Source organism: Porphyromonas crevioricanis, assembly GCF_900476255.1.
Classification (GTDB): domain Bacteria; phylum Bacteroidota; class Bacteroidia; order Bacteroidales; family Porphyromonadaceae; genus Porphyromonas; species Porphyromonas crevioricanis.
This window is the reverse complement of record NZ_LS483447.1, coordinates 1,430,696-1,454,455: the sequence shown is the minus strand read 5'-3', so window position 1 is coordinate 1,454,455 and position 23,760 is coordinate 1,430,696. Positions and strand designations below refer to the sequence as shown.

Annotated in this window: 19 protein-coding genes; 8 read left to right on the top strand and 11 right to left on the bottom strand. The window is 44.4% G+C overall.

Going from position 1 to position 23,760, the window contains the following annotated elements; translation table 11 throughout:
• Positions 1-66: 66 nt before the first annotated feature.
• From DQN70_RS06335 to DQN70_RS06325, 3 genes are all read right to left on the bottom strand, one after another.
• Entirely contained in the window at positions 67-750 is a 684-nt protein-coding gene (locus tag DQN70_RS06335; RefSeq protein ID WP_023938390.1) for an RluA family pseudouridine synthase, read from the bottom strand.
• Positions 751-924: 174 nt separating this feature from the next.
• Positions 925-1,671, bottom strand: coding sequence for a 3-oxoacyl-[acyl-carrier-protein] reductase (gene fabG / locus DQN70_RS06330; RefSeq protein ID WP_023938391.1), 747 nt, complete (start codon positions 1,669-1,671; stop codon positions 925-927).
• A gap of 41 nt (positions 1,672-1,712) precedes the next feature.
• Positions 1,713-2,330 (bottom strand): TetR/AcrR family transcriptional regulator, encoded by a 618-nt coding sequence (locus tag DQN70_RS06325; RefSeq protein WP_023938392.1) that lies wholly within the window; start codon positions 2,328-2,330, stop codon positions 1,713-1,715.
• Between the two features lie 368 nt (positions 2,331-2,698).
• On the opposite strand from DQN70_RS06325, the gene DQN70_RS06320 reads away from it, so the two are divergent.
• The 3 genes from DQN70_RS06320 (at position 2,699) to DQN70_RS06305 (ending at position 7,394) form a co-directional block, all read left to right on the top strand.
• The gene (locus DQN70_RS06320; RefSeq protein WP_023939207.1) at positions 2,699-4,669 is read left to right on the top strand and encodes a fructose-bisphosphatase class III; all 1,971 of its coding nucleotides are present in this window, start codon (positions 2,699-2,701) and stop codon (positions 4,667-4,669) included.
• A gap of 766 nt (positions 4,670-5,435) precedes the next feature.
• Positions 5,436-6,362 (top strand): DUF2156 domain-containing protein, encoded by a 927-nt coding sequence (locus tag DQN70_RS06310; RefSeq protein WP_023940849.1) that lies wholly within the window; start codon positions 5,436-5,438, stop codon positions 6,360-6,362.
• A 9-nt stretch (positions 6,363-6,371) separates the two neighbouring features.
• Positions 6,372-7,394: a GNAT family N-acetyltransferase gene (locus tag DQN70_RS06305; protein ID WP_023940847.1), complete on the top strand. Its 1,023-nt coding sequence runs from the start codon at positions 6,372-6,374 to the stop codon at positions 7,392-7,394.
• Here the strand turns inward: DQN70_RS06305 and DQN70_RS06300 are convergent.
• The 5 genes from DQN70_RS06300 to DQN70_RS06280 form a co-directional block, all read right to left on the bottom strand.
• The gene (locus DQN70_RS06300; RefSeq protein ID WP_023940845.1) at positions 7,375-8,538 is read right to left on the bottom strand and encodes a 1-acyl-sn-glycerol-3-phosphate acyltransferase; all 1,164 of its coding nucleotides are present in this window, start codon (positions 8,536-8,538) and stop codon (positions 7,375-7,377) included. The genes DQN70_RS06305 and DQN70_RS06300 overlap by 20 nt on opposite strands.
• Before the next feature lie 16 nt (positions 8,539-8,554).
• Positions 8,555-9,565: a D-alanine--D-alanine ligase gene (locus DQN70_RS06295; protein WP_023937488.1), complete on the bottom strand. Its 1,011-nt coding sequence runs from the start codon at positions 9,563-9,565 to the stop codon at positions 8,555-8,557.
• A complete protein-coding gene (locus tag DQN70_RS06290) occupies positions 9,562-10,662 on the bottom strand; it encodes an RluA family pseudouridine synthase (protein ID WP_023937490.1) in 1,101 nt (366 codons plus the stop codon). Before DQN70_RS06290 ends, DQN70_RS06295 begins: the two co-directional genes overlap by 4 nt.
• Before the next feature lie 21 nt (positions 10,663-10,683).
• Positions 10,684-11,358: a PASTA domain-containing protein gene (locus DQN70_RS06285; protein WP_023937492.1), complete on the bottom strand. Its 675-nt coding sequence runs from the start codon at positions 11,356-11,358 to the stop codon at positions 10,684-10,686.
• 101 nt (positions 11,359-11,459) lie between these two features.
• Positions 11,460-11,987 (bottom strand): NAD(P)H-dependent oxidoreductase, encoded by a 528-nt coding sequence (locus tag DQN70_RS06280; protein ID WP_023937493.1) that lies wholly within the window; start codon positions 11,985-11,987, stop codon positions 11,460-11,462.
• A 58-nt stretch (positions 11,988-12,045) separates the two neighbouring features.
• Here DQN70_RS06280 and kdsB point away from each other — a divergent pair, with 58 nt between their 5' ends.
• The 5 genes from kdsB to rlmN are packed head-to-tail and all read left to right on the top strand — an operon-like array spanning position 12,046 to position 20,403.
• Complete coding sequence (gene kdsB / locus DQN70_RS06275) at positions 12,046-12,801, top strand: 3-deoxy-manno-octulosonate cytidylyltransferase (protein WP_023937494.1); 756 nt, start codon at positions 12,046-12,048, stop codon at positions 12,799-12,801.
• Positions 12,802-12,803: 2 nt separating this feature from the next.
• Positions 12,804-14,780 (top strand): DNA primase, encoded by a 1,977-nt coding sequence (dnaG, locus tag DQN70_RS06270; protein ID WP_023937495.1) that lies wholly within the window; start codon positions 12,804-12,806, stop codon positions 14,778-14,780.
• Between the two features lie 14 nt (positions 14,781-14,794).
• Complete coding sequence (priA, locus tag DQN70_RS06265; RefSeq protein ID WP_042226073.1) at positions 14,795-17,266, top strand: replication restart helicase PriA; 2,472 nt, start codon at positions 14,795-14,797, stop codon at positions 17,264-17,266.
• A gap of 18 nt (positions 17,267-17,284) precedes the next feature.
• Positions 17,285-19,315 (top strand): excinuclease ABC subunit UvrB, encoded by a 2,031-nt coding sequence (gene uvrB, locus DQN70_RS06260; RefSeq protein WP_023940839.1) that lies wholly within the window; start codon positions 17,285-17,287, stop codon positions 19,313-19,315.
• A gap of 59 nt (positions 19,316-19,374) precedes the next feature.
• Positions 19,375-20,403, top strand: coding sequence for a 23S rRNA (adenine(2503)-C(2))-methyltransferase RlmN (rlmN, locus tag DQN70_RS06255; protein WP_023940837.1), 1,029 nt, complete (start codon positions 19,375-19,377; stop codon positions 20,401-20,403).
• Between the two features lie 820 nt (positions 20,404-21,223).
• Here the strand turns inward: rlmN and DQN70_RS06250 are convergent.
• The 3 genes from DQN70_RS06250 to DQN70_RS06240 all read right to left on the bottom strand — a co-directional run bounded on the left by DQN70_RS06250 (position 21,224) and on the right by DQN70_RS06240 (position 23,730).
• The gene (locus DQN70_RS06250) at positions 21,224-21,946 is read right to left on the bottom strand and encodes a precorrin-2 C(20)-methyltransferase (protein WP_023937743.1); all 723 of its coding nucleotides are present in this window, start codon (positions 21,944-21,946) and stop codon (positions 21,224-21,226) included.
• Positions 21,947-22,021: 75 nt separating this feature from the next.
• On the bottom strand, positions 22,022-22,540 hold the full coding sequence (locus DQN70_RS06245) for a cysteine hydrolase family protein (protein WP_042120317.1): 519 nt from the start codon (positions 22,538-22,540) through the stop codon (positions 22,022-22,024).
• Complete coding sequence (locus DQN70_RS06240) at positions 22,537-23,730, bottom strand: saccharopine dehydrogenase family protein (RefSeq protein WP_036887635.1); 1,194 nt, start codon at positions 23,728-23,730, stop codon at positions 22,537-22,539. The genes DQN70_RS06245 and DQN70_RS06240 overlap by 4 nt, the downstream gene beginning before the upstream one ends.
• Positions 23,731-23,760: the final 30 nt, after the last annotated feature.

Below are 23,760 nucleotides of genomic sequence, written 5' to 3'. Positions count from 1 at the left end.
ATCTTACGTTTTGGCAGGTAAAATAACAAAATAATGTTCACTGGTGAGATTTCTGTATCTAGGGCTTTATCCCCTCGTATTCTGGGAAATGGAAGTGAATAAAGGATCGATAAGTTCTGGAGGAACTACTAAATCAATAGTCTGATGAGAAACCGGATGTTCAAAGCTCAATTGATGTGCTAGTAGAGATATTCCTCCATCGGGGTTGGATCTGCGAGCTCCATACTTAAGATCACCCTTGATCGTACAACCTATGTGAGAAAGTTGACATCGGATTTGGTGATGCCGACCAGTCTCCAACAACACCTTCAGCAAATGGTATCGCTCACCACTCCCCAACAGACGATAGTATAACGACGCCTTTTTGGCTCCAGGGTGATTTCTTGCCACTACATAGCTTTTGTTTTGTTTTTCATTCTTGAGCAGGTAGTTCACTAATCTTCCGGATACTTGAGTCGGTTTTGCTTCCACCAGAGCCCAATAGGCTTTGCGTACACCTCCTTCTTTTACGAGTTTATTCATCCGACTTAGAGCTTTACTTGTCTTAGCAAAAATCACCAATCCAGCCACAGGTCTATCCAGGCGGTGTACCAAGCCAACAAAGACGTTTCCAGGCTTGTGATATTTTTCCTTGAGATAGATTTTGAGCTTCTCTACCAAAGGCTGATCTCCTGTTTTATCGCCTTGTACGATTTCGCCCACAGCTTTAGATACCACAATCAAATGATTGTCTTCGTAAACTATTTGCATTACTTGCTGATGAATATATATGGCTGTAACAGGTCTTTGAAAACTTGCACAATGTCTACCTACTGATCTTCCCTGTTGTTGGAGCCTCTTTAGTCCTATCAACATACACGAGCCACGGCTGCGCTGACAAAGAGCAGAGCAGCCATGGCTCGAAAACAAAACAAAGAAATTTTCTTAGCAGTTCATCCCTCCACAAACATGAATTACCTGCCCGGTCACATAGGACGACAGATCCGAGGCCAGGAAAGTAGCCACATTAGCCACATCTTCTGGTGTACCTCCTCGACGCAAAGGTATTTGTGCGGCCCATTGTTTGCGCACTTCTTCACTCAATTCGTTTGTCATATCCGTGATAATAAAGCCTGGAGCGATAGCATTGGCACGCACGCCTCTGGAACCTAACTCCTTAGCTATACTTTTAGCAAGACCTATCATACCGGCCTTAGAGGCTGAATAGTTTGCCTGACCAGCATTCCCCGATACACCTACAACGGAAGCCATGTTGATAATGCTGCCAGAACGCTGTTTAAGCATCACAGGAGTAACTGCATGTGTGAGATTGAAGGCCGATTTCAAATTGACATTGATGACCATATCCCATTGTTGTTCGCTCATGCGCATCATCAAGCCATCACGAGTGATACCAGCATTATTTACCAAAATATCAATTCGCCCGAAATCTGCCACAGCCTCTTCCACAAGTTTGTGTGCAGCCTCGAAGTCGGCTGCATTTGAGGCATAAGCTTTGGCTTTCACGCCCATAGATTCTATCTCAGCAACAAAATCTTGTACATGATTGTCGATATTGAGATCAGTAATAATTACCGAAGCTCCTTCTGTCGCAAATTTGTGTGCTATGGCTTTGCCGATACCTCGCCCAGCCCCAGTGATCAAAGCTACTTTTCCTTCTAAAAGTTTCATACTACTATTCCGTGTATTTATGTTTTCTGATTATCTGTCCATTATGATGCTGATCTGGGGTGCTTCGGACGAATTCCATTGAGGAGCATTTGCTCCACTGTACAGCGAAACTCATCGAAAATCTCTCCATTCTTGTTCCTGATACGCCCCGCAATATAAGGCACTTCGAGCCCTTTGATCGAGCCCAAGATGATTGAAGCGGCTATCTGAGTATTAGTAATAGAGAAATGACCATTGGCTACCCCTTCATCCAGTATTTCCTTGATCATTGCCCGTTCTTCTCTATCCAGAGACCTTCTGGTACGCTCCACCATGTGAATATCACTGAAAAACTCCGCTTGTAGAGAGCCATTGCGATTTACAATGTCTTTCATGGACTCCAAATGGATATAAATGAAGTGTATCAGTTTATTCTCCGGCCTCAAACGTGCAGATTTTGCTGCCCTGAGGTTTTCAGCCAAAGTATCCAGCTCTTTTTGGATTATAGCGGTGAGAATGTCGGCCTTGTTTCTAAAATACGTGTAGATGGTACGACGGCCTTTTTTTGATTTATCGGCTATGTCATTCATCGTTGTATTAGAAATTCCAATCTTGGCAAAGAGCTGTCTAGCTACATCTATCATCAACTCCTTGGTGCGACTGGCGGCATTGTTGGGCATGAGGCTCTGACTTAGTTCGTTATTATCTGGTCTTGGGCAAAGATACACAAATGCTCTTGGGTGTGCAATAAAGGATTCGACGGCTCTTATTCGGCAACTCTTTGTACTCTTTCTGAATGAAAATAGCAACTCTTTTTACTATTCGTTGGTCTGTTTTCACTGCGATATACTGAGAGTTGCCGTAAAATCACACCAATTATGAAACTGCTACAACAGTCTTACATTACATTCATTTTGGCAACAATAGGAAACTTTCGTAGTTTTATCCGGATATTTAAGATACACGCTGAATTTGGCTTGTTCCAAGGGGTTTGTGAGACTTTTGGTTCTAATTCGGCTGTAACAGAAACCTAACCCGTATCAAGGAAATGCAAAATAAAGACCTAAAATTCCTACATCAGCTTGCTAAAAGCTTTCCAACAGCAGCAGAAGCAGCTACTGAGATCATCAATCTGGAAGCAATACTCAGCCTTCCGAAGGGCACAGAACATTTTTTGGCTGATGTGCACGGAGAGTACGAAGCCTTTAACCATGTGCTTAAAAATGCCAGTGGCTCCATTGCTCGCAAGGTGGAGAACTTGTTTGGTGGCCAGATCAGGCAGGAGGAAAAGCGTGAGCTATGCACGCTCATCTATTATCCACAAGAGAAATTGGCAGAGTTGCACGAAAAAGGAGCTCTCAATGACGATTGGTACATGGTTACACTTAATCAATTGGTCAAACTCTGCCGAAAGGTAGGAGAGAAATACACCAGATCCAAAGTGCGAAAAGCCTTGCCACCCAAGTATAGCTATATCATACAAGAACTTCTGCACGAGGATGGAGCTAACCCTCAGAAGTCAGCCTATTTCAGCAGTATATTCTCTACCATATTGCAGATAGGTAAGGCTGAAGACTTCATCATCGCCATTTGCAATACCATCCAACGTCTAGTAGTAGATCACCTACACATTGTCGGAGACATATATGATAGAGGCCCTGGCCCTCAGCATATCATGGACACTTTGATGAATTATCACCAATTCGACATTCAATGGGGAAACCATGATATGCTTTGGATGGGAGCTGCAGCCGGGAATGCCGCCAGCATGGCCAATACTGTTCGTATCGCTCTCAGGTATGCCAACCTTGACACGATGGAGAATGGATATGGGATCAATATCCTGCCATTGGCAAGATTTGCCATGGAGACCTACGCCAATGATCCCTGTGCTGTATTTCAACCCAAATTGTCGGGGGCCGACGAGTTGTATGATGAAAAAAGCGTCTATCTGATCAGCCAAATGCACAAAGCGATGTCTGTAATACAATTCAAGCTCGAACACGAACTGATTGTACGGCATCCAGAATACAAGATGGCAGATAGAGACTTACTGCATCGCATTGATTTCAAATCCGGAAGTATTACCCTACCCTCTGGAGAAACTTACCCAATGCTGGACACTCATTTCCCAACAATAGATCCAAAAGATCCATACCGAATGACCGAGGAAGAAAGCATAGTGGTAAATAAACTAATGAGGAGCTTCCGTGAGAGTGAACGCCTCAATAGACACATGGAGTGTTTCTACCGCAAAGGCTCTATGTATTTGCCCTACAATATGACCCTGCTCTACCACGCATCCGTACCTCTAAACGAAGACAAGACCCTCAAAGAAGTAACCGTTGAGGGAAAGACGTATAAGGGTAAGGCTCTCTACGACAAAATCGATGAATTGGTGCGAAGAGCCCACAATGGGCAAGTGGGAAGCCCTGAACAACTTGAGGCTTTAGACTATATGTGGTACCTCTGGTGTGGCCCTGACTCTCCTCTTTTCGATAAATCTGCCATGACAACTTTTGAACGATATTTCATCGAAGACAAAACAACCCACCATGAGCAAAAGGGGTGGTACTTTGTCTACCGTCAAGAGCAGGAAGTTTGTGAAATGATTCTCAAGGAGTTTGGCTTGGAAGGCCCTGACACACACATCGTAAATGGGCACGTACCGGTAAAAGCAAAGAAAGGAGAGAAGCCGCTACTTGCGGGAGGAAAGTTGATGCTCATCGATGGAGGTTTTAGCCGAGCTTATCAATCATCTACGGGTATCGCCGGATATACGCTTATATTCAATTCTCAAGGCTTGCAATTGGTACAACATGAGCCTTTCACCAGCAAACGAGAAGCGGTGGAGAACATGAGAGATATAAAGAGTGTAAGTGTGGTACGAGAGCATACCTCTCACCGCATTTTGGTACGCGATACCGATAAGGGGAAAGAGTTGATTGAGCAGGTAAAAGACTTGAAGGATTTGCTCGAGGCATACCGATACGGTTTAATACAGGAAAAGGACAATTAGAGGTGTGAGGTATGGCTTCCTCTCTCAGGGAGGCCGTTGGCTAACCTCTAATTATTCGAAAAAAGAAAAGCAAACAAACACCTCTTCCTAAAAGAGAACTATTAGAGATAAAGCATTCGCTTGAGGGGATGTTTCTGCTCCATTTAGGTGCCACGCAAAAGAAGTTGCCGAATGGTGGCCCAAAAGATACCGGGCGATCGCAAGATCGCTCGGTATCTTTTTTTCGATTGCTCAGTATCCTTTCTGGGAAACTTCTAATTAGTACATCAAAAACTCCGAACCTTTTGATTGATTGCTTGGCACCTTTTTCAGGAAACAGCTGATGAGAGTATCAAAAGCAATAAAGCTTTCGAGCAAAAGCAACTAAGCTTTCAGACAAAAGCAACTAAGCTTTCACGCAAAAGCAACTAAGCTTTCACGCAAAAGCAACTAAGCTTTCAGACAAAAGCAACTAAGCTTTCACGCAAAAGCAACTAAGCTTTCAGACAAAAGCAACTAAGCTTTCGAGCAAAAGCAATAAAGCTTTTAAGAGATTACTCAGTAGCTTTTTTAGAAACACCGAATACAGCCTGAAAAGCCACTCAATCCGAACAGAGAAAACCCCTCAATAAAAAAGATGGAACCACAAGGAAATAAATGGTATTCTCCAGTCTAAAAGATGCTATCAAAAATTTGAAGTTAAAAACCTAAACAAGCCCTAGAGAAAATGTGTTTCAATCCAGAAAGTGTTTAGCAAGCAAGAAAACAATCGAGACAAATCTATACTATGGAATTTAGACCTATCGAATGCAAAGACAAGGATATCATTGCGCACTATACCAATGAGGCAAATATCTCGATCTGCGATTTATCTTTCTGCAATTTATACTCGTGGGGTTTTTTATATCACACCTCTTGGGCCGTGATAGCCGAACACTTAGTTATAAGATTCTATCGCACGCATAATACCTCCCACCCCTTGTATTTGTTCCCTATAGGCAGGGATGAGTCCCCTCAAGCATTGAGGGAAGTAATCGAACTGTTGGCAGAAGAAGCCGAAAAAGGTGATTATCCGCTCACTCTCATGGGTATTACATCTCGGTGTCATCAACTTTTGGAGGAGGTTTATCCGGAACAGTTCACTTTCTTCACCGATCGAGATTGGTGCGACTATATCTACACCCGCGAAAAACTCGCAACTCTGGCTGGTAAGAAACTGCAATCAAGAAGAAACTTTGTCAATCGATTTAAGAGCACATACCCGGACTACAGCTTTGAAGAAATAAATAGTGCAAATGAACAAGAATGCCTACAATTGGCTCAGGACTGGAACGAATCGAAGTCTGAAGCCGACAAGGCTAAGCATGAACTGACCATGATACAACGAGCCATGGAGCAGCGAGAAGCAATCGGGTTATATGGGGGGGCTATACGAGTAGATGGTCGGGTCGTAGCTTTCTCTCTCGGAATGCCAATCAACAAGGATACGTTTGGTGTATCTATAGAAAAAGCAGACGCCTCAATACCAGGTACATTTGCCATCATCAACAACGAAATGGCCAAACATATCCCAGAGCAGTACACCTATATAAATAGGGAAGAAGACTTGGGTATCGAAGGCCTTCGTAAGGCCAAGCTACAGTACAAACCGGACATCCTATTGTGCAAAGAAACAGCAATACTAAGAACAGGGAATAACTCTGTTATGAAATAATTTCCCAGTATGCTACACCTGTCAGACAAGGGTCTTTCGGCCAGATCTCTTTGGGAGATTTGCTTCAATGATCCAGCAGTCTTTGTCAATCTATACTTCAGCGAGGTTTATAAAGATGACAATACTCTTTTGCTGTATGAAGAGAAGGGAGAGAAAGCTGTTGCCCACGTACAAATGATTCCATATCAATTACATTTCTCTAGCAAAGAGCCAATGCAAGCCTCCTACATATCAGGAGCCTGCACCCATCCTGAATATCGAAACCGTGGGTTTATGTCACAGTTGATGCAGGAGGCCTTACAAATGATGTACGCAAAGGGAGACATATACAGCTTCCTCATTCCGGCAGAGCCTTGGCTTTTTGACTTCTATCAAAAAAGTAGTAGTTATTCGCCCGCTTTTACCCGAGATACACTCCATTTCTCCAACGAGTATTCCCACGAACAAGTGGCCGAAATAATCTCAAAGAAATATGCTGCTTGCAAAGGGCCAATCGTGCTACACAATGAAAAACAAGCACAAATAGTAGCTAAAGATCTGTCTCTGGCTGGGGTTGGAGGGTGTGTAATATCACAAAATAGAAACAGTAGGATATACTATCTCTTACGTAATAATATCATGGAGATAAAAGGCTGCACAGGAAAGCCAGACAAAGATCTTCTGTTAAATCTATTGTGCAAGTACAAATCGTCATTTTCCCAAATAGAGGCAGTGGCTCCTTGGGGTCAACAAAACAACGATTACAAAGCCACATCAATGATCCGGATATTAGATCCTCTGCGAGCCTTGAACGAAACAAACAATCTATCTGAAAAGATTCCGCCCCGTTTCGTCCTCCATGATCCACAATTACCCCAAAATGACGGCATTTATCAATATGAGAATGGTCGATACAAAAGAGAAGAGACACAAGGACAAAAAAAAGAGAGGGAAACAGTATCTGCTTTCCTCCCTTGTTTGACAATAACGGATCTTAATCAATATATCGTGCAAGAGTATCCATCTGGTTTCTTCAATCTACTCCTTGACTAACTAACTGGTTGATGACAGGATTGGCATACATTCTGAGGATGGCTTGATGTAAAAAGGCTTCGTCTTTGGCCATTCCGTCTTCAAAAACTATTTTATGTACCTGTCGCAATACGTATTCGATAAATCTACTTTTCTCGTCCTCGCTGTAATGGGCACTGTATTTCGCATCACCGTGCAACAAATCCAAGGCAACATAATTTCCAGGATATAGCCTGTAATGCCTATGTATTTCTCTATCGATCAAGTCGGCTACAGCTTCCAATTGCTGTTTGTTGGGTAAGCTCTTATTTACACCGTCCAAAACATTGTTCAAAGGAGAACCGAATGTGATATGTACTCGCCCTTTGTAGCCTCTCAATCCGGTGGACATGTTGAGTAAATCCTCCATGGGAGACTTGGCATATTGCGGATTATCTCGCTTGGCCTGAAGCTCTCGGGCTTTGAGGTAGTCGCAGGGATCGTATTCGTAACTCAACGAAACAGGGACTATGTTTAGTTCTCTGAAACGATCAAGCAAATCACCTTCGCCGGACATGGCAAGCATCTTGAGAAGAGCCGTCTGGGTCCGGTCGTCTGAATCCTTGGCACGTCCTTCTCTTTGCGCAATCCAAACAGACTCATCCAGCTCCGTGATACAAGCTCGGATGTAGGAGGAGAGCTTATTGCTCTCGTGCAGCATCTCTCTAATATCAGGTTTTCGCTTAACAATAAAACTCCCCAGGAGTTTTACTAAAGTCTTGATCCAAGGCCGTTTGAGCAAGTTGTCTCCAATTGCTATTTGGCACATACGATGACCAATGTTTTTCAGGCAAACATTAAGAAACGCTGAGTCAAGAATGATATCCCGATGATTACTGATGTAGGTAAACGGCTTGTCTTCTTTCAATCGACTGCGCCCAGAAGCATCCAAGGAAAAAGCCGACTGTTCAACAATATGGTTTACCACCATGTATCCTACATTTTCCTTAAAGCCTTTGCCCGTAACAAACTGGCGACAATAGGAAGAAAACTCCTCAGAGGACAACCCAGACAAAACTACCGAACGGAATTTTTCAAACTCAGGATCCTTGAGCAAGCCATCCATTGCTGAAGGGACCTCTTCATCACTAAAGGGGCGAATATCATCGAAATTACAGTCTACCATAAGTATCTTCCTATGCTTAATTTTCTTTCCGGCCCAAATCTTGGGATATAATATCAGTGAGCACCTGTTTCATACAAAGACCGGCAGCTGTCACCTGCTGGGGGATAAAACTTGTAGAGGTCATCCCCGGGGTTGTATTTACTTCCAACAAAAAAGGAACTCCTTCTGGAGAGACGATGTAATCTACACGTATAATCCCGTGCGCCGAAACATATTTGTATATCTTCTTCGTAAGATCCTGTATATGCAGAGTCAACTCTGGAGATATGCGAGCAGGGGTAATTTCTTCCACCGCTCCCTGATATTTAGCCTCGTAGTCAAAAAACTCGTTCTTGCTTACAACTTCTGTCACAGGAAGAGCCCGCAGACCCTCGGATGACATATAGCAGCCACAAGTAAGCTCCGTACCGGAGAGCAATGATTCCACCAAAACATCTGGTGTTTCTTCAAAGGCTTTATCAATAGCCGGCGACAAATCCTGCAGTTTATCTACACGAGATGTAGCAATACTCGACCCCCCCGTATTAGGCTTGACAAAAAGAGGAAGCCCCAATTGGGAAACCAAGTCTTCTATTTCCAACGGATGTTCCTCACAAGATATTCGGACAGACTGCGCTGTATGAATATCGGGAAAAGTGGATAAATATCTATTGCAAGTATACTTGTCCGAAGTGAGAGCCTCAGTAAGCACCCCTCCGGTATTGTATGGCACAGCCATCATATCCAAATATCCTTGGAGCAGCCCATTCTCTCCGGGAGTACCATGTATTGTGATGAACGCATACTTGAACTTAATTGAATTGCCGTCTGCATCCTCAAAACCAAAAAGATTTCTATCCACCGGCTTATCCACCGGCTCTCCATCAGGACCATTCAATACGGTCCAGCTTTCCCGGTCTACCTTCAACAAATAAGGGCTACAGTAATCTCTGTCGATCCAGCCCATCAAAGACTGTGCAGAGCGAAGCGATACTTCTGCCTCCCCGGAGTAACCACCGGCTACAACAGCAATAACATGAGGTTTCATTTATCAAAAAGAGTTTGTGTATAGGCCTGCCAACGCAAGAGGAGTTTTTCTAAATCCGTAGGTAATTCCGAGTCGAAACTCATCCATTGGCCTGTAATCGGATGTTCAAAACCCAAAGTCTTGGCATGCAAAGCCTGACGAGGACAAATATCGAAACAATTATTGATGAATTGGCGATACTTAGGTGTATTATTCCCTCTCAATATACAAGTACCGCCATATTTTTCGTCTGAAAATAGAGGGTGTCCTATATGACTCATGTGAGCGCGTATCTGATGCGTACGACCAGTTTCCAAACGACATTCTATCCAGCTGACAAAGGCCATTTCCTCCAACACACTATAATGTGTGACAGCCGGTTTTCCTTCTTCTGAATTCGGGGGATAAACAGCCATAACGGTTCTGTTACGCAAGTCTCGACCGATATTTCCCTCTATGGTTCCCTCTTTCTCCTCAAATCGTCCCCAAGCAAGAGCTCGGTAAGTTCGTTGTGTCGTTTTGTTGAAAAACTGCCTCGACAGATGTGTTTTGGTATCTGGATTTTTGGCAATAACAAGCAATCCGGATGTATCCTTGTCTATACGGTGTACTAAGCCTAACCTGGGATCGGTAGGATCGAAATTGTTATCATGACGCAGATAATAAGCCAAGGCATTGAGCAAAGTCCCGGTAAAATTGCCGTGTCCCGGATGCACCACCATCCCGGCTGCCTTATTTACCACCAAAAGCGAATCGTCTTCATATACTATATCCAGAGATATATCTTCCGGAAGTATCTCCAGTTCATTCCGAGGGCGTTCCATCCGGATAGTCAGCACATCCCCTGGCTTTACCTTATAACTGCTACGGATAGGATTATCACCAGCAAATACGCAGCCTGCTTCGGCTGCTAACTGTATACGATTGCGGGAAATACGCCCTATCCTATCGAACAAAAATTTGTCGGCACGGACAGGAGTCTGTCCTGGGTCGGCAACAAACCGGTAATGCTCGTAGAGAGGGGTAGATGTATCGGCTAGTTGCTCGGAATCCCAATCCAGATCTTCATCCAAATCCGAATCCGGAACACTGACTCTTTCAGATTCTTCTACAAACATTCCTCCAAATCTGAATATGAATTACCACCAAGATTCATTTTCTTCCCGATCGTTCTTGCGTGGTCCTTCCTCCTCAACGGTCATAGAATCGGGAACAGATTCTAGCTCAGGCTGTAGAGAATCAACAAGAGAAAAACCTCCTCGTATTACGACCAATACAAGAGGATCCGAAAGGGCTATTCGATCTCCCGGGCGTATCTCACGCCCATCTGCTGTCTCCACCGCAGAAACCAGATCTAAGAAATCTCCACTAATATACCTCTGCCTTACATTGGTAAATCCAATAGACTTCAGGACAGATACTGCTTGTCTCAAAGACAAATCTTTGAGGTCCGGGATAGTCCCCTTTTGGGGAGAAAAGGCATTAACCGTGAGAAATATGATACGCCCGGGTTTCACCTTTGATCCGGCCTCGGGTACACTCTCAACAATGGCACCCGGTAGGACATTCCGATTATAACCCAAATGAACCGAATCAACAACCTCACATTTCAGGTCCAGAGTCTCAAGCTTTTCGACAGCTTGCTGTTGTGTCAATCCTTTCAGCATGGGAACCTCTCTCTCCTGTCCATGAGAGGTATAAATGTCCGTGAACGAACCCAATACAAATACAATCAAAAGAGATAATACGAGCATGAGCAGCAAGCTAGACAAAATAGGATGCTTGGAAATAAACTTCTTTTTGGTGGAATTCATATCTTAGATTCGCTATGAGCAAAATTCTACACAAGTCTCAACCACGCCTCAGCGTATAAGCAAAAAAAGATACGTGGTAAGAATATCATAATGGGGGGACATCAGCGCTCCAAAAAAGAGAGATAATCACGGCAATTCTCATCAATATGAGCAACGGTTTCGGGATTGTAAGTGTCATACACAGCGTGGAAACCAATGTATTTACAACGAGTGAAAGCAGCCACACCATCAAAGACATCGAGATAGTGGGCCAATGTATGACGCTGAGCGGCTCCTTCTTGAAAATCTGTTATTTTCCCACCGCAACTAACAGCTGCACCGATTTCCTTGGGCAACATTTTATCTCCTCCGGCTCCATAGGCCCAACCCTCTGTAAGAACCTCGTCTAACCAAACTTTGAGCAAAGCCGGAGCAGCATACCACCATAGGGGGAACTGAAATATGATGCGCTCATGTGCCTCTACCAGAGCTTGTTCTTTTGCAATGTTTATCTTCCCGTCAGGGTATTCGGCATAGAGATCCCTAATTGTTATGGATTCATGACCACTAAGTGCATTACACCATGCGCTATTGATAACTGATTTTTTTCTCAAAGAGGGATGAGCTACTATGATCAAAGTCTTCTTCATATTCAGAAAGGACGGTTACTTAATAACTTGGTGACCCAAAGATAGTACCTTTGCACATATGGATAAGGTAATAGCCATCATCCCGGCCCGGTATGCTTCGACTCGATTGCCTGGGAAACCTCTGATAGACATGCTTGGGAAGCCCATGATACAGCGAGTTGTAGAGCAAGCAAGCAAAGCTGTAGAACGAGTAATCGTTGCTACCGATGACGAGCGTATAATCTCCGCAGTAGAGAGTTTTGGAGGGACAGCAATACTCACATCCGAGAGCTGTAAGTCTGGCACGGACCGCTGTCGGGAAGCTCTCGACAAATTGGGAGAAGAAGCAGATATCGTAATCAACTTGCAGGGAGATGAACCCTTCATCGACCCCAAACTCATACGAAGACTGGCCTCTTCTTTTGAGGACAACAAGGTAGATATAGCTACTACTGCTATACCATTCCCTGCTGACTGTGGCTTTGCGAATCTGTCTAATCCCAACTCCCCAAAGTTGATTGTCAATTCATTTGGTAATGCTATCTACTTTAGCCGATCGGTCATTCCATATCTAAGGAATGTAGACCCGACACAGTGGTCCAGTTCTCATGTCTTTTTCAAACACATAGGGCTGTACGCCTTTCGTGCTAATATACTGAGAGAACTGACAGACCTGCCCGTCAGCCCATTAGAGCAAGCGGAGAGTTTGGAACAACTCCGCTGGTTAGAAGCAGGCTACTGCATACGTGTGCTGCAGGCCGAAGAAGAGACAATAGGCATAGACACAGCAGAAGACCTCTCTCTTGCTATAGAAAAATTGAAAGCAGAGCAATAATCGTGATAGATCCTGTTACCATACAGAAAATCACAGATGCCGCACAAATATTAGATGTGGTGAGCGACTTCGTGTCCTTACGAAAACGCGGAGCAAGCTACGTGGGACTATGCCCTTTCCATGCCGATCGCAACCCTTCTTTTTATGTCACTCCAGGGAAAAACTTCTGCAAATGCTTTTCTTGCGGAGAGGGAGGAAATCCTATCAACTTTCTGATGAAGCTGGAGCAAATGAGCTATACAGAGGCTCTCAAGTATCTGGCTCGCAAGTATGGCATTCCCATAGAAGAGAGAGAACTCACCGACGAGGAAAAAAGAGAGGCTGACAAACGACAAAGTCTTTTTATCCTCAACGAATTTGCTGCTAAATATTTCCATAAATATCTATTGGAAAGTGATGAGGGGAAACGCATCGGTCTGTCCTATTTCCAAGAACGGGGAATCCGACCGGATACAATAGAACGTTTCGGCCTGGGGTATGCTCCGGACGAATGGAATCTTTTCTCAGAAACTGCCATACACAAAGGATTCTCAACCGAACTTCTGATCACTACTGGGCTGTCTTCCCAAACGCAGGCTGGGAAACTCCTTACAGACCGGTTCAGAGGGCGCATAATATTCCCGATATACACGGTCAGTGGCAAGCCAGTGGGCTTTGGAGGACGCATTCTCAAAAAGTCCGACAAACTGGCCAAATATGTCAACTCTCCACAGAGCATCATATACGACAAAAGTTACCAGCTCTATGGTTTACACCAAGCCAAGCGAGCCATATCAAAGCTGGATAAATGCTATCTGGTGGAGGGCTACCTCGATGTGCTCCAAATGACACAATCCGGCGTTGAGAATGTAGTCTCCTCCTCCGGCACAGCTCTTACAATCCCTCAAATTCGTCTAATACAGAGGTTTACATCGAACGTCACTGTTTTGTACGATGGTGATGCACCAGGTATTAAAGCTGCATTAAGAGGAATAGATCTGCTTCTGGCCGAAGGGATGAACATAAAGGTTGTACTGCTTCCGGAGGGGGAAGACCCAGACTCTTACGCCAAATCTCATACTGCGGAGGAGTTTCAAACCTATTTGCAGAGAAACGAACAAGACTTCATCAGCTTCAAAACCAATCTTCTGTTGCATGACTCGGGAAGTGATCCGATGCAACGAGCCAAAGTCATTTCGGACATTGTGCACAGCATATCCATAATACCGGATGCCATCAATCGGTCCGTCTATGTGCAAGCTACTTCTCAAAAACTTGAAATATCAGAAGAGCTGCTACTGATCGAAGTCCAGAAACATAGAAATAGCAAATACACCGCTCACAATACTCCGAGAGAGAATACGACAAATGAAAAAGAAACCCTTCTCCAAACTCGGGAAGAGACAAAACAAAAAGAACCTCCCAAAAAGGAAGAACTGGAGCTTATCAGACTTGTGGTAAAGCATGGAGGAGAAGATATCCTCTTTCTGGATAGGGATGGGAAACCGGCAAATCGCATCGTATTGGCTTCTTTTGTCTATGAAGAACTTGCCTCTGATGGAATTTTGGATTTTACCACGCCTCTTGTCCGACAAATACTGGAGGAGGCCGCAATGAAGACTCGTGAAAATAGAGACTTCAACAGTCAATCCTACTTCATTCACCATCCACAAGAGGAAATCAACTGCCTGGCTATGGATCTAATTTCCGATCGTTATCGACTGAGTGACCTGCTTAAATCGGATGAGGATATGGAAAAAGAGCAAGAAGCAGAAGCCTTGAAAGAACAAAAACGCTTGGCAGATCAGTGTGTGCGAGCGATACAGATTTTCCAAAACGCATTTGTAATAAAACGGATTCACGAAGTGCAACGAGAAATAGTAATCGCCCAACGAAATAACGAATCCGAGCAAATACTGGACCTTCTCTCTGAGTTAAAAGACCTAAACAACACAAAAGCGTCCTTCGCCCAAGCTTTGGGGGAAAGAGTCATTCTATGATCAGCCAAAGAACAATGTACGCCAACGTCCTCATCCCTTTGGCTATCCCCGGGAGCTATCACTACTCCATACCACAGGATTTGGAAGAAAAGATAAAGGTAGGTATGCGAGTAGCAGTGCCCTTGGGCAGCAAACGCTTTTATACGGCTGTTGTTATAAGGATCGATCAACTACCACCTGAGGGAGTCAAAGAAATCAAGCCGATCCTTTTTGTCGTGGATGAAGTTCCGCTGGTCAGTAGTGATGACATTGCTTTTTGGACATGGATAGCCAAATACTATTTGTGTACTGAAGGAGAAGTCCTCCGGACAGCTCTGCCCTCTGCCCTCTTACCTGAAAGTCATACAGAAGTTATCGCAAACCCTGAATACGAAGCTTCGGAGCCTCTCCCTTGTGCAGACTTAAACATCTTAGATCTCATTATCAAAAGAGGGAAAGAATCCTTATCCATAGCCGAAATACAGAAAAGTATCGGTCGCCCTGCCCTACCTTCTTTTTTACGTTTGGTAAAATCAGGAGCCATACAGCTGAAAGAAGAGCTTAACATTAGAACAAAAGGGAAACACGAACAAACGGTTGCCTTAGCAGACTCGTTAGCTGAGGATGAAATGCTTCTGATGAAGCAAATAGACCTCCTGCACCGAGCACCAAAACAACAAAAGCTATTGCAAAAACTGATTGCTCTATTAGATTCTCAAGACATATTCCCTCATGGAGAAATTCCTTTGCGACTTCTCTGTGGCAATAATGCGAATGAAGCTACTACCCTGAGAGCTCTGATCAGGAAAGGTATTCTGATCCGAAAAGAAAGACTAAGAAAACTGACTAAAACTGTTGGATCGGTCTTTCCTACTTCTCCACTAAATCCAAAAGAGAAAATAATCCTGCCGGAGGGCGTATCTGTCCACTATCAAGAGAGTATTAAGCGTAAGGAGTTTTTTTTGGAGCAGCAGATAAGCCAAACATATGCAGAGGGCAAACAAGTGTTACTTCTTAGTCCTGAATCTCAATACCCTCCATCGGCTGACAGTCTTACCGAAAGACTCTGTCTACGTTATGGAGATAGATGTCAGCTCTATTCCTCTCGACAAACAGCCAGCCAACGTATCACTCTTTTTCAGCAACTTGCTCAACAAGATATACCAGTTGTTGTGATTGGAAATCGCTCTGCTCTCTTTCTGCCAATGAAACGTCTGGGGTTAATCATTATCGATGAGGAACAAGAATATGCCTATAAACAACAACTCCTGGCACCTCGATACCATGCCCGAGATGCCGCTATCATGTTAGGACAACTGAAAGGGGCAAAGGTGCTCATCACCTCCGAGACTCCATCTGCCGAGACGCTATACAATATGTCAATAGGGAAATGGAAAAATCTCCTACAAGGAGAAGAACAACCCCAGCCCAGACCGATAGACATAGAAACGGTAAACATGAAAACACTCTACCGTCAAAGACGTCTTCAATCGGACGAAACGATCTCTCCACAGCTTGAAACTGCTGTAAAATCAATCTTGGAAAAAGGGCGGCGCGTAGTATTGATACAAAACAGGCGAGGATACGGAATGTATGTCAAATGCAAGAAGTGCAACAATAGTCTCTGTTGCCCTCGTTGCTCCGTAAGCCTTACATACCACAAACAGAGTGAAAAACTTTGCTGCCACTACTGCGGGTACGAACAGCTGCTTCCTTACATTTGTCCGAGCTGTGGAAACCCCAATAGAGAAGAGTTGCAGCCATATGGTTTTGGCACAGAGAGGGTGGCCGAAGAAATAAAGAAGCTGTTCCCTCAGGCCCAAATACTCCGCATAGACTCCGATATTGCGAAAAGCAAGAAGCGGCTGGAAACTCTGCTCAACCAGATAGAAACTGGCAATGTCAACATTATAGTAGGAACACAGATGATGGCTGCTCTCCCGATCTGGCACGATATCGATCTCATTGGAGTGATAAACTTGGACAGCATTTTAGCCTTTCCAGACTTTAGAGCAGACGAAAAAGCCTATCAACTTCTGTATCAACTTGCTATCCGTTCTTCCTTCGGAGTAAAGGAGGGAAATACAAGAATGATATTGCAAACGAATGATCCTCAAAACCCTTTTATAGAGGCCTTGTCTCTCGGGGATTACAGGCTTTTCATTGAGGAGCAACTTCAAGAACGTCAAGCCTGTCAATTTCCTCCCTTTACCAGACTCACAACAGTAGTTATAAGAGCCTTGGATAGGTCTGTTGTATCCAATGTTGCAAGACAATTTGCAACCATTATCAATCGAAACCTTCCACATGAACTGATCACCGACATCCATACTCCCGACATTGAGCGTATAGATCGCTACTACATCCGGCAAATTATACTTCGCAGGCCTACTTTCATGAACTCAAATGCCGAGCGTCAAGCGATTATCGCAGCTTACAATGAGCTTTCCATCTCCGTTCCAGACTCCAAAAAGTGCAAGATACACTTCGATGTCGATGCCATATAAACACCTCCCTACATACAAATGAAATTCGAACTCAAATCTTCTTTTGTCCCGACCGGGGATCAACCTCAGGCCATCTCTCAACTAGTAGCAGGTGTGCGGAATGGAGACGCTGCACAGACCTTGCTGGGGGTAACGGGATCGGGCAAAACATTCACTGTGGCGAACGTAATAGCTCAAATCAATAAACCAACCTTAGTGCTCAGTCACAACAAAACTTTGGCAGCACAACTCTATGGTGAATTCAAATCCTTCTTCCCCGACAATGCTGTCGAGTATTTTGTTTCTTACTACGACTATTACCAACCGGAAGCCTATATACCTGTAAGTGATACTTACATAGAGAAGGATATGGCAATCAATGCTGAAATAGAGAAACTTCGCTTGAAAGCTACTGCCGCTTTATTGAGTGGCAGACAAGATGTGATAGTGGTATCTTCTGTAAGCTGTTTGTATGGAATGGCCGATCCAAAGGCTTTTGAAGAAAAAGTTATTCATCTGAGGATCGGTCAGAAGCTCTCTCGAAATATATTGATGAGACAACTGGTAGAGAGCTACTACACAAACAACAAAATAGAATTCAACAGTGGGGACTTTCGTGTACGAGGAGATACGATAGACGTATTTCCGGCTATTGAGGGATACGAGGGAATGGCCTATAGAATAGAATTTTGGGACAACGAAATAGAGCATATAGCCTCATTCAATCCGATCAGTGGAGAGGAATACGGCCCGATGAGCAGTCTGCAAATACATCCAGCTAACCTCTTTGTCACAACCAAAGAGCAGGTAGACAGAGCTGTAAGCCTGATAGACGTAGACTTGGGCACTCAAAAGGCATTCCTCGAAAAAGAAGGCAAAGCTCTCGAAGCTCAGCGTCTGTATGAGCGAGTAACCTATGATCTTGAGATGATCCGAGAGCTGGGTTACTGTTCGGGAATAGAGAACTATTCTCGCTACTTCGACGGCAGGAAAGCCGGGGAACGCCCATTTTGCTTACTCGACTATTTCCCAAAAGACTTCCTCATGGTGATAGATGAAAGCCACGTGACGATCCCTCAAGTACGAGCCATGTACGGAGGGGACCGTTCTCGAAAAGAAAACTTGGTACACTATGGTTTCCGTCTTCCGGCAGCTCTGGACAACAGGCCTTTGACCTTTGAAGAGTTTTGTACCCTCACTCATCAGACAATTTATATCAGTGCCACTCCGGCAGATTATGAGCTGGGAGAATCCGAAGGCATAGTGGTGGAGCAAGTGATTCGACCCACTGGTTTGCTTGATCCGATCATCGAAGTTCGTCCCACAGAGCATCAGATAGACGACTTGGAAGAGGAAATAAGCTGTTGCATCGAACGGAAAGAACGCGTATTGGTAACAACCCTGACCAAACGCATGGCAGAAGAGCTGTCCGACTATCTATCCGAACACAACTACAACACAGCCTATATTCACAGCGATGTGGATACTCTGGAGCGAATACGTATCATGGAAGATCTTCGCAGAGGAGTGTACGATGTGCTTGTCGGGGTAAACCTGCTCCGCGAAGGGTTGGATCTGCCGGAAGTCTCTCTTGTAGTAATACTTGACGCAGACAAAGAAGGTTTTCTTCGCTCTCATCGCTCTCTGACACAAACAGCCGGACGTGCTGCAAGACATATCAACGGCAGAGTAATCTTCTATGCAGATAAAATCACAGAAAGTATGCAGCGCACCATTGACGAGACGGAGCGCAGGAGAGAGAAGCAAATGGCATACAATCGAGCTAATGGTATCACGCCCAAACAAGTTGTCAAGAACCTCAAATCCATACTGGATAACAGAGATTTAGATGACAAAGATATGGGAGGGCTTCATGCCTATGTAGAGCCCGCAGCAGGACGAGTTACCGATCCGATAGTAGACAAGCTGACCTCTGATAAACTGAAAGATCTGATAGAGCTCACACGTAAGAAGATGCTCGATGCAGCAGCCGAGCTGGATTTTCTGGAGGCAGCAAGGCTTAGAGATGAGCTGCACAAGCTGGAAGCTCGTCTCAAAGCAAGCAAGTAAAGAATATACATCTCAATCTTTTCATTGGTTACAACAAAGTCTTTCTCACCAAGAGCCATATGGAGCAGAATAAGAAACCTCTTTTAGGCCTTTCTCTACAAGAATTACAAGAGATCGTTATCCGGTCAGGAATGCCCAAATTCACTGCCAAACAGATAGCCGATTGGCTTTATGTAAAACGAATTTCTCAGATAGAGGAAATGACTAATTTGAGCTTGAGTAATAGAGAGAAACTATCCCAAGAATACACAGTAGGACGATATGCTCCCCAATACGTACAGCAATCCGCAGATGGTACTCGTAAATATCTGTTTCGCATCAAGGAGGGACAATATGTAGAATCCGTAATGATACCGGATAAAGGGCGATATACCCTCTGTATTTCCACTCAAGTCGGTTGCAAAATGAATTGTCTATTCTGCATGACAGGGAAACAGGGGTTCAGTGGTCATCTCTCGGCTGCAGAAATTATCAACCAAATCTTCTCAGTAGAAGAAGCTTCACTGCTAACCAATATCGTCTACATGGGTATGGGCGAACCGCTTGACAACCTTTCGGCTGTTATGAAATCCATAAGCATATTGACTTCTAATTGGGGAATTGCTTGGAGTCCCAAACGAATAACTCTCAGCACAATTGGAGTGACAAAGGCCTTGGAGACATTCCTCAAAGAATGCAACTGTCATTTGGCTATCAGCATTCACAATGCAATTCCGGAAGAGCGAGCACAAATAATGCCCACCGAAAAGGCTTTCCCTATTGAACGAACAATAGAACTGCTAAGACAGCACAACTTTGGAGGGCAACGAAAATTAAGCTTTGAGTATATCGTCTTTGGCAAACTCAATGACACTCTCAACCACGCAAACAGATTATCCGCTCTCCTCAAGGGACTGCCGGCCTTGATCAACTTGATCCGATACCACCGAATACCGAATGTCGACCTGCCCTCCACCGATGAAGACAGACTAATCCAATTCAAAGAGATGTTGGAGCGAAAGGGACATACCGTAACGATCCGTCAATCACGAGGAGAAGACATAGCTGCGGCTTGCGGTATGCTCTCAGCTCTTGAGGGAAGAATTTAGAAATGTTATCCAAACTGTAACGGAAGGACTAAGGATTTGGACAAGTTGCCCATTTGGCAAGTTCTTTTGAGCGACACCTAAATGGGGCAGAAATATCCCCCGAACGAAAGCTTTATCTCCAATAGCTCTTCTGCAGTAGTCAGTTGATGTCTGTCGGAGAGTCAATAGAGGATTTTCCTGTGATTTAGATGTAAGCAGCCTTAAGATTATGTATTGCCAATCTCGAGAAAGCGTATTACCAATTTGGAGAAAGCCGGCAAGCAATCAATCAAAAGCTTTATTGCTTTTGCGTGAGAGCTTAGCTGCTTTTGTCTGAAAGCTTAGTTGCTTTTGTCTGAAAGCTTAGTTGCTTTTGCTCGAAAGCTTAGCTGCTTTTGTCTGAAAGCTTTATTGCTTTTGTCTGAAAGCTTTATTGCTTTTGATACTCTCATCAGGTGCTTTCTAAAAAAATGTGCCAAGCAATCAATCAAAAGGTTCGGAGTTTTTGATGCACTAATTAGAAGTTTCCCAGAAAGGATACTGAGCAATCAATAAAAAGATACCGAGCGATCTTGCGATCGCCCGGTATCTTTTGGGCCACCATTCGGCAACTTCTTTTGCGTGGCACCTAAATGGAGCAGAAACATCCCCCTCAAGCGAATGCTTTATCTCTAATAGTTCTCTTGCGGTAGTCAGTTTGTGCCAGAGAGTCGATGGAGGATTTTCCTGCGATTTGGATGTAAACACCCTTAAGAAAGTGTATTACCAACCTCGAGAAGAGCACTACACGGCTCCCATTATGAAACCGAGAAGAAACAAATTGCAGCCACTCAAGAAGGCTTCACCTCCGAACAATGATAAGAGAAAAATAGGGGAAAGATCTCTCTATTATCTCCTCGACAGAAGAGGTGCAGTACTCCTGTGCATATCCGACAGATTCAAAATAGTGCCAATTCAAATCCGGTCTTTTTCGAATGGCTGACTTTATGGTTTCCACTGATTGCGAACATTTCATCAAAACAACAGTGGCACCCTGATCTATTTGATTGAGTAAACTCTCGGCAGATTTCACAATCGGGAGAATCAACAAAGATTCATCCCCCTCTGTAAGAATTACCTTCGACAAGGCTGCTGCAGCCACAAAAGCTGGGATGCCAGCCTTCCGTTCTGTCTGCACCCCTAATTGATCCAGTCGGCTAAAGATATAGCCCGAGCTACTATACAAGCCGGCGTCTCCCTCCGCTGTAATTACCACTCGAAGTCCAAGACGATAGTTTTCGGCAGCCTCCTCTGTAACCTTGTCGTATGCACGCAGAGCAGCTGTCCTATCCTTCGACATCGGCAAAGGATAAGCCCGTATTTGCTCCGGTTTGATACCTACAGCAAGCATGATCTGCCGAGCTTTGCTCTCTCCGGAAAGCGTAGAGGGACAGAATATCAGATCGGCTGCCTGCAATTTATGCCAACAACCCAAGGTTAAATCCTCGGGATTTCCGGGACCAAGTGGAACCACACAAACCGGGGTGAGGATCTTCTCCTCCGTATCAGTCTTGATATCAAGCATATTATTCCTTCGAGAAAACAAAAAAAGAGACTGTGCCATAAATCAATTACGACACAGTCTCTTTCTCATATATAATTACAATATTGTTGAATTGATATAAGCAATCCCACGCTGCAGTAGCTCTATCTTATCTCCAAGCCCATACTTTTTCAGGTCTTCTACCGACTTCTTCACGCAAAAGTCTCCAGCCAATCCGGCTACACAAATGCGATTTGCTTGACGAAGACATTCCGGGACAACCTCTTCAAAAGCACTGTATGCATCAACATCTTTATCTGTCGCCTTCTCCAAATAAAGAATCGGGATTCCCTTGGAAACAAAGAAAGCCAAGACATCGGATATAGGAGGATAAATAGCTGCCCCCACGGTATATCGGATGCAATGAGGCGGCCATTCCCCTCCTTGGGACAAAAAACTGCAATGATCGGCGGTATGCTCGTCAAGGGTTACTACCACTTGGGTTATATCCGCCCAATGCTCCCGGAGATAGACAGCTAGCCAATCAAGTGCTTTGTCCCCTCCGGGCACAGCGAGTGAACCACTTACAAAATCAATCTGTGGATCTACGATCAGCACTGTATGCTGTTTGCTCATAGCTCCAAATCCAGATCATGAGCCTCATGCCAAGGCAGACCCTGTTTTGCAACTTCTTGCATAAAGGGATCCGGATCGAAATCCTCCACATTGAACACACCCGGCTTGCGCCACAATCCACGGAAGAACATCATAGCCCCGGTTGTAGCCGGGACTCCCGTCGTATAGCTCACTCCTTGAGCTCCAGTTTCTTGGTAAGCGGCCTGGTGACTACAGTTATTCCAAATGTAGTAGGTACGTTCCTTACCATCTTTCACTCCTCGGATACGACAGCCAATAGAGGTCTCTCCACTGTAATTCTCTCCCAACTCTCCAGGATCTGGCAATACGGCCTTTAAGAATTGGATGGGAACAATCTCCATTCCATTGTACAACACAGGATCGATTCTCGTCATCCCAACATTTTGCAATACTCTGAGGTGAGTAAGATATTCCTGCCCGAAAGTCATCCAAAAACGAGCACGCTTGATAGAGGGGAAATTCTTGACCAGACTCTCCAATTCTTCGTGATACATCAGATAAGACTCCCGAGGCCCGATATTGGGATAATTCAAAGTCTTGTGTACGGACAGAGGGTCTGTCTCATGCCAATTTCCATCCTCATAATATTTTCCTCGCTGGGTAATTTCTCTGATGTTAATTTCAGGGTTGAAGTTCGTTGCAAAAGCCTTGTGATGATCGCCACCATTGCAATCCACAATATCCAAGTAATGAATCTCATCGAAATGGTGCTTGGCTGCATAAGCCGTGTACACGCTGGTACATCCAGGGTCGAAACCACATCCCAAAATAGCCGTAAGGCCGGCTTCACGGAATCTATCGTGGTATGCCCACTGCCAGCTATACTCATATTTGGCCTCGTCCAAAGGCTCATAATTAGCAGTATCCAAATAATTTACTCCCGACCTGAGACAGGCCTCCATGATACTGAGATCTTGATATGGCAAAGCCACATTGATAACGAGCTCGGGCTTGAAATCATCGAACAGTCGGCAAAGTTCATCAACGTTATCTGCATCTACAGCAGCAGTTCGTATGTGTACATTTTTGATCTCTGCGACTATCTTATCGCACTTCGATTTGGTGCGACTGGCAAGCATAATCTCAGTGAATATATCGGAGTTCATTGCCACCTTCTTAGCGACTACAGTACCGACTCCTCCGGCGCCTATTATCAAGACTTTTCCCATTTTTCCTGTGTTTATAAATATTACAACATT

What these genes read in the sequence shown, in the direction of transcription:
- priA (WP_042226073.1), top strand. Translation starts at nt 14,795, where the DNA reads ATGTACGCCAACGTCCTCATCCCTTTGGCTATCCCCGGGAGCTATCAC.
- uvrB (WP_023940839.1), top strand. Translation starts at nt 17,285, where the DNA reads ATGAAATTCGAACTCAAATCTTCTTTTGTCCCGACCGGGGATCAACCT.
- rlmN (WP_023940837.1), top strand. Translation starts at nt 19,375, where the DNA reads ATGGAGCAGAATAAGAAACCTCTTTTAGGCCTTTCTCTACAAGAATTA.
- DQN70_RS06320 (WP_023939207.1), top strand. Translation starts at nt 2,699, where the DNA reads ATGCAAAATAAAGACCTAAAATTCCTACATCAGCTTGCTAAAAGCTTT.
- DQN70_RS06335 (WP_023938390.1), bottom strand. Translation starts at nt 750, where the DNA reads ATGCAAATAGTTTACGAAGACAATCATTTGATTGTGGTATCTAAAGCT.
- DQN70_RS06290 (WP_023937490.1), bottom strand. Translation starts at nt 10,662, where the DNA reads ATGTTTGTAGAAGAATCTGAAAGAGTCAGTGTTCCGGATTCGGATTTG.
- DQN70_RS06305 (WP_023940847.1), top strand. Translation starts at nt 6,372, where the DNA reads ATGCTACACCTGTCAGACAAGGGTCTTTCGGCCAGATCTCTTTGGGAG.
- DQN70_RS06300 (WP_023940845.1), bottom strand. Translation starts at nt 8,538, where the DNA reads ATGGTAGACTGTAATTTCGATGATATTCGCCCCTTTAGTGATGAAGAG.
- DQN70_RS06310 (WP_023940849.1), top strand. Translation starts at nt 5,436, where the DNA reads ATGGAATTTAGACCTATCGAATGCAAAGACAAGGATATCATTGCGCAC.
- kdsB (WP_023937494.1), top strand. Translation starts at nt 12,046, where the DNA reads ATGGATAAGGTAATAGCCATCATCCCGGCCCGGTATGCTTCGACTCGA.
- DQN70_RS06245 (WP_042120317.1), bottom strand. Translation starts at nt 22,540, where the DNA reads ATGAGCAAACAGCATACAGTGCTGATCGTAGATCCACAGATTGATTTT.
- DQN70_RS06295 (WP_023937488.1), bottom strand. Translation starts at nt 9,565, where the DNA reads ATGAAACCTCATGTTATTGCTGTTGTAGCCGGTGGTTACTCCGGGGAG.
- DQN70_RS06280 (WP_023937493.1), bottom strand. Translation starts at nt 11,987, where the DNA reads ATGAAGAAGACTTTGATCATAGTAGCTCATCCCTCTTTGAGAAAAAAA.
- DQN70_RS06285 (WP_023937492.1), bottom strand. Translation starts at nt 11,358, where the DNA reads ATGAATTCCACCAAAAAGAAGTTTATTTCCAAGCATCCTATTTTGTCT.
- fabG (WP_023938391.1), bottom strand. Translation starts at nt 1,671, where the DNA reads ATGAAACTTTTAGAAGGAAAAGTAGCTTTGATCACTGGGGCTGGGCGA.
- DQN70_RS06250 (WP_023937743.1), bottom strand. Translation starts at nt 21,946, where the DNA reads ATGCTTGATATCAAGACTGATACGGAGGAGAAGATCCTCACCCCGGTT.
- DQN70_RS06240 (WP_036887635.1), bottom strand. Translation starts at nt 23,730, where the DNA reads ATGGGAAAAGTCTTGATAATAGGCGCCGGAGGAGTCGGTACTGTAGTC.
- DQN70_RS06325 (WP_023938392.1), bottom strand. Translation starts at nt 2,330, where the DNA reads ATGCCCAACAATGCCGCCAGTCGCACCAAGGAGTTGATGATAGATGTA.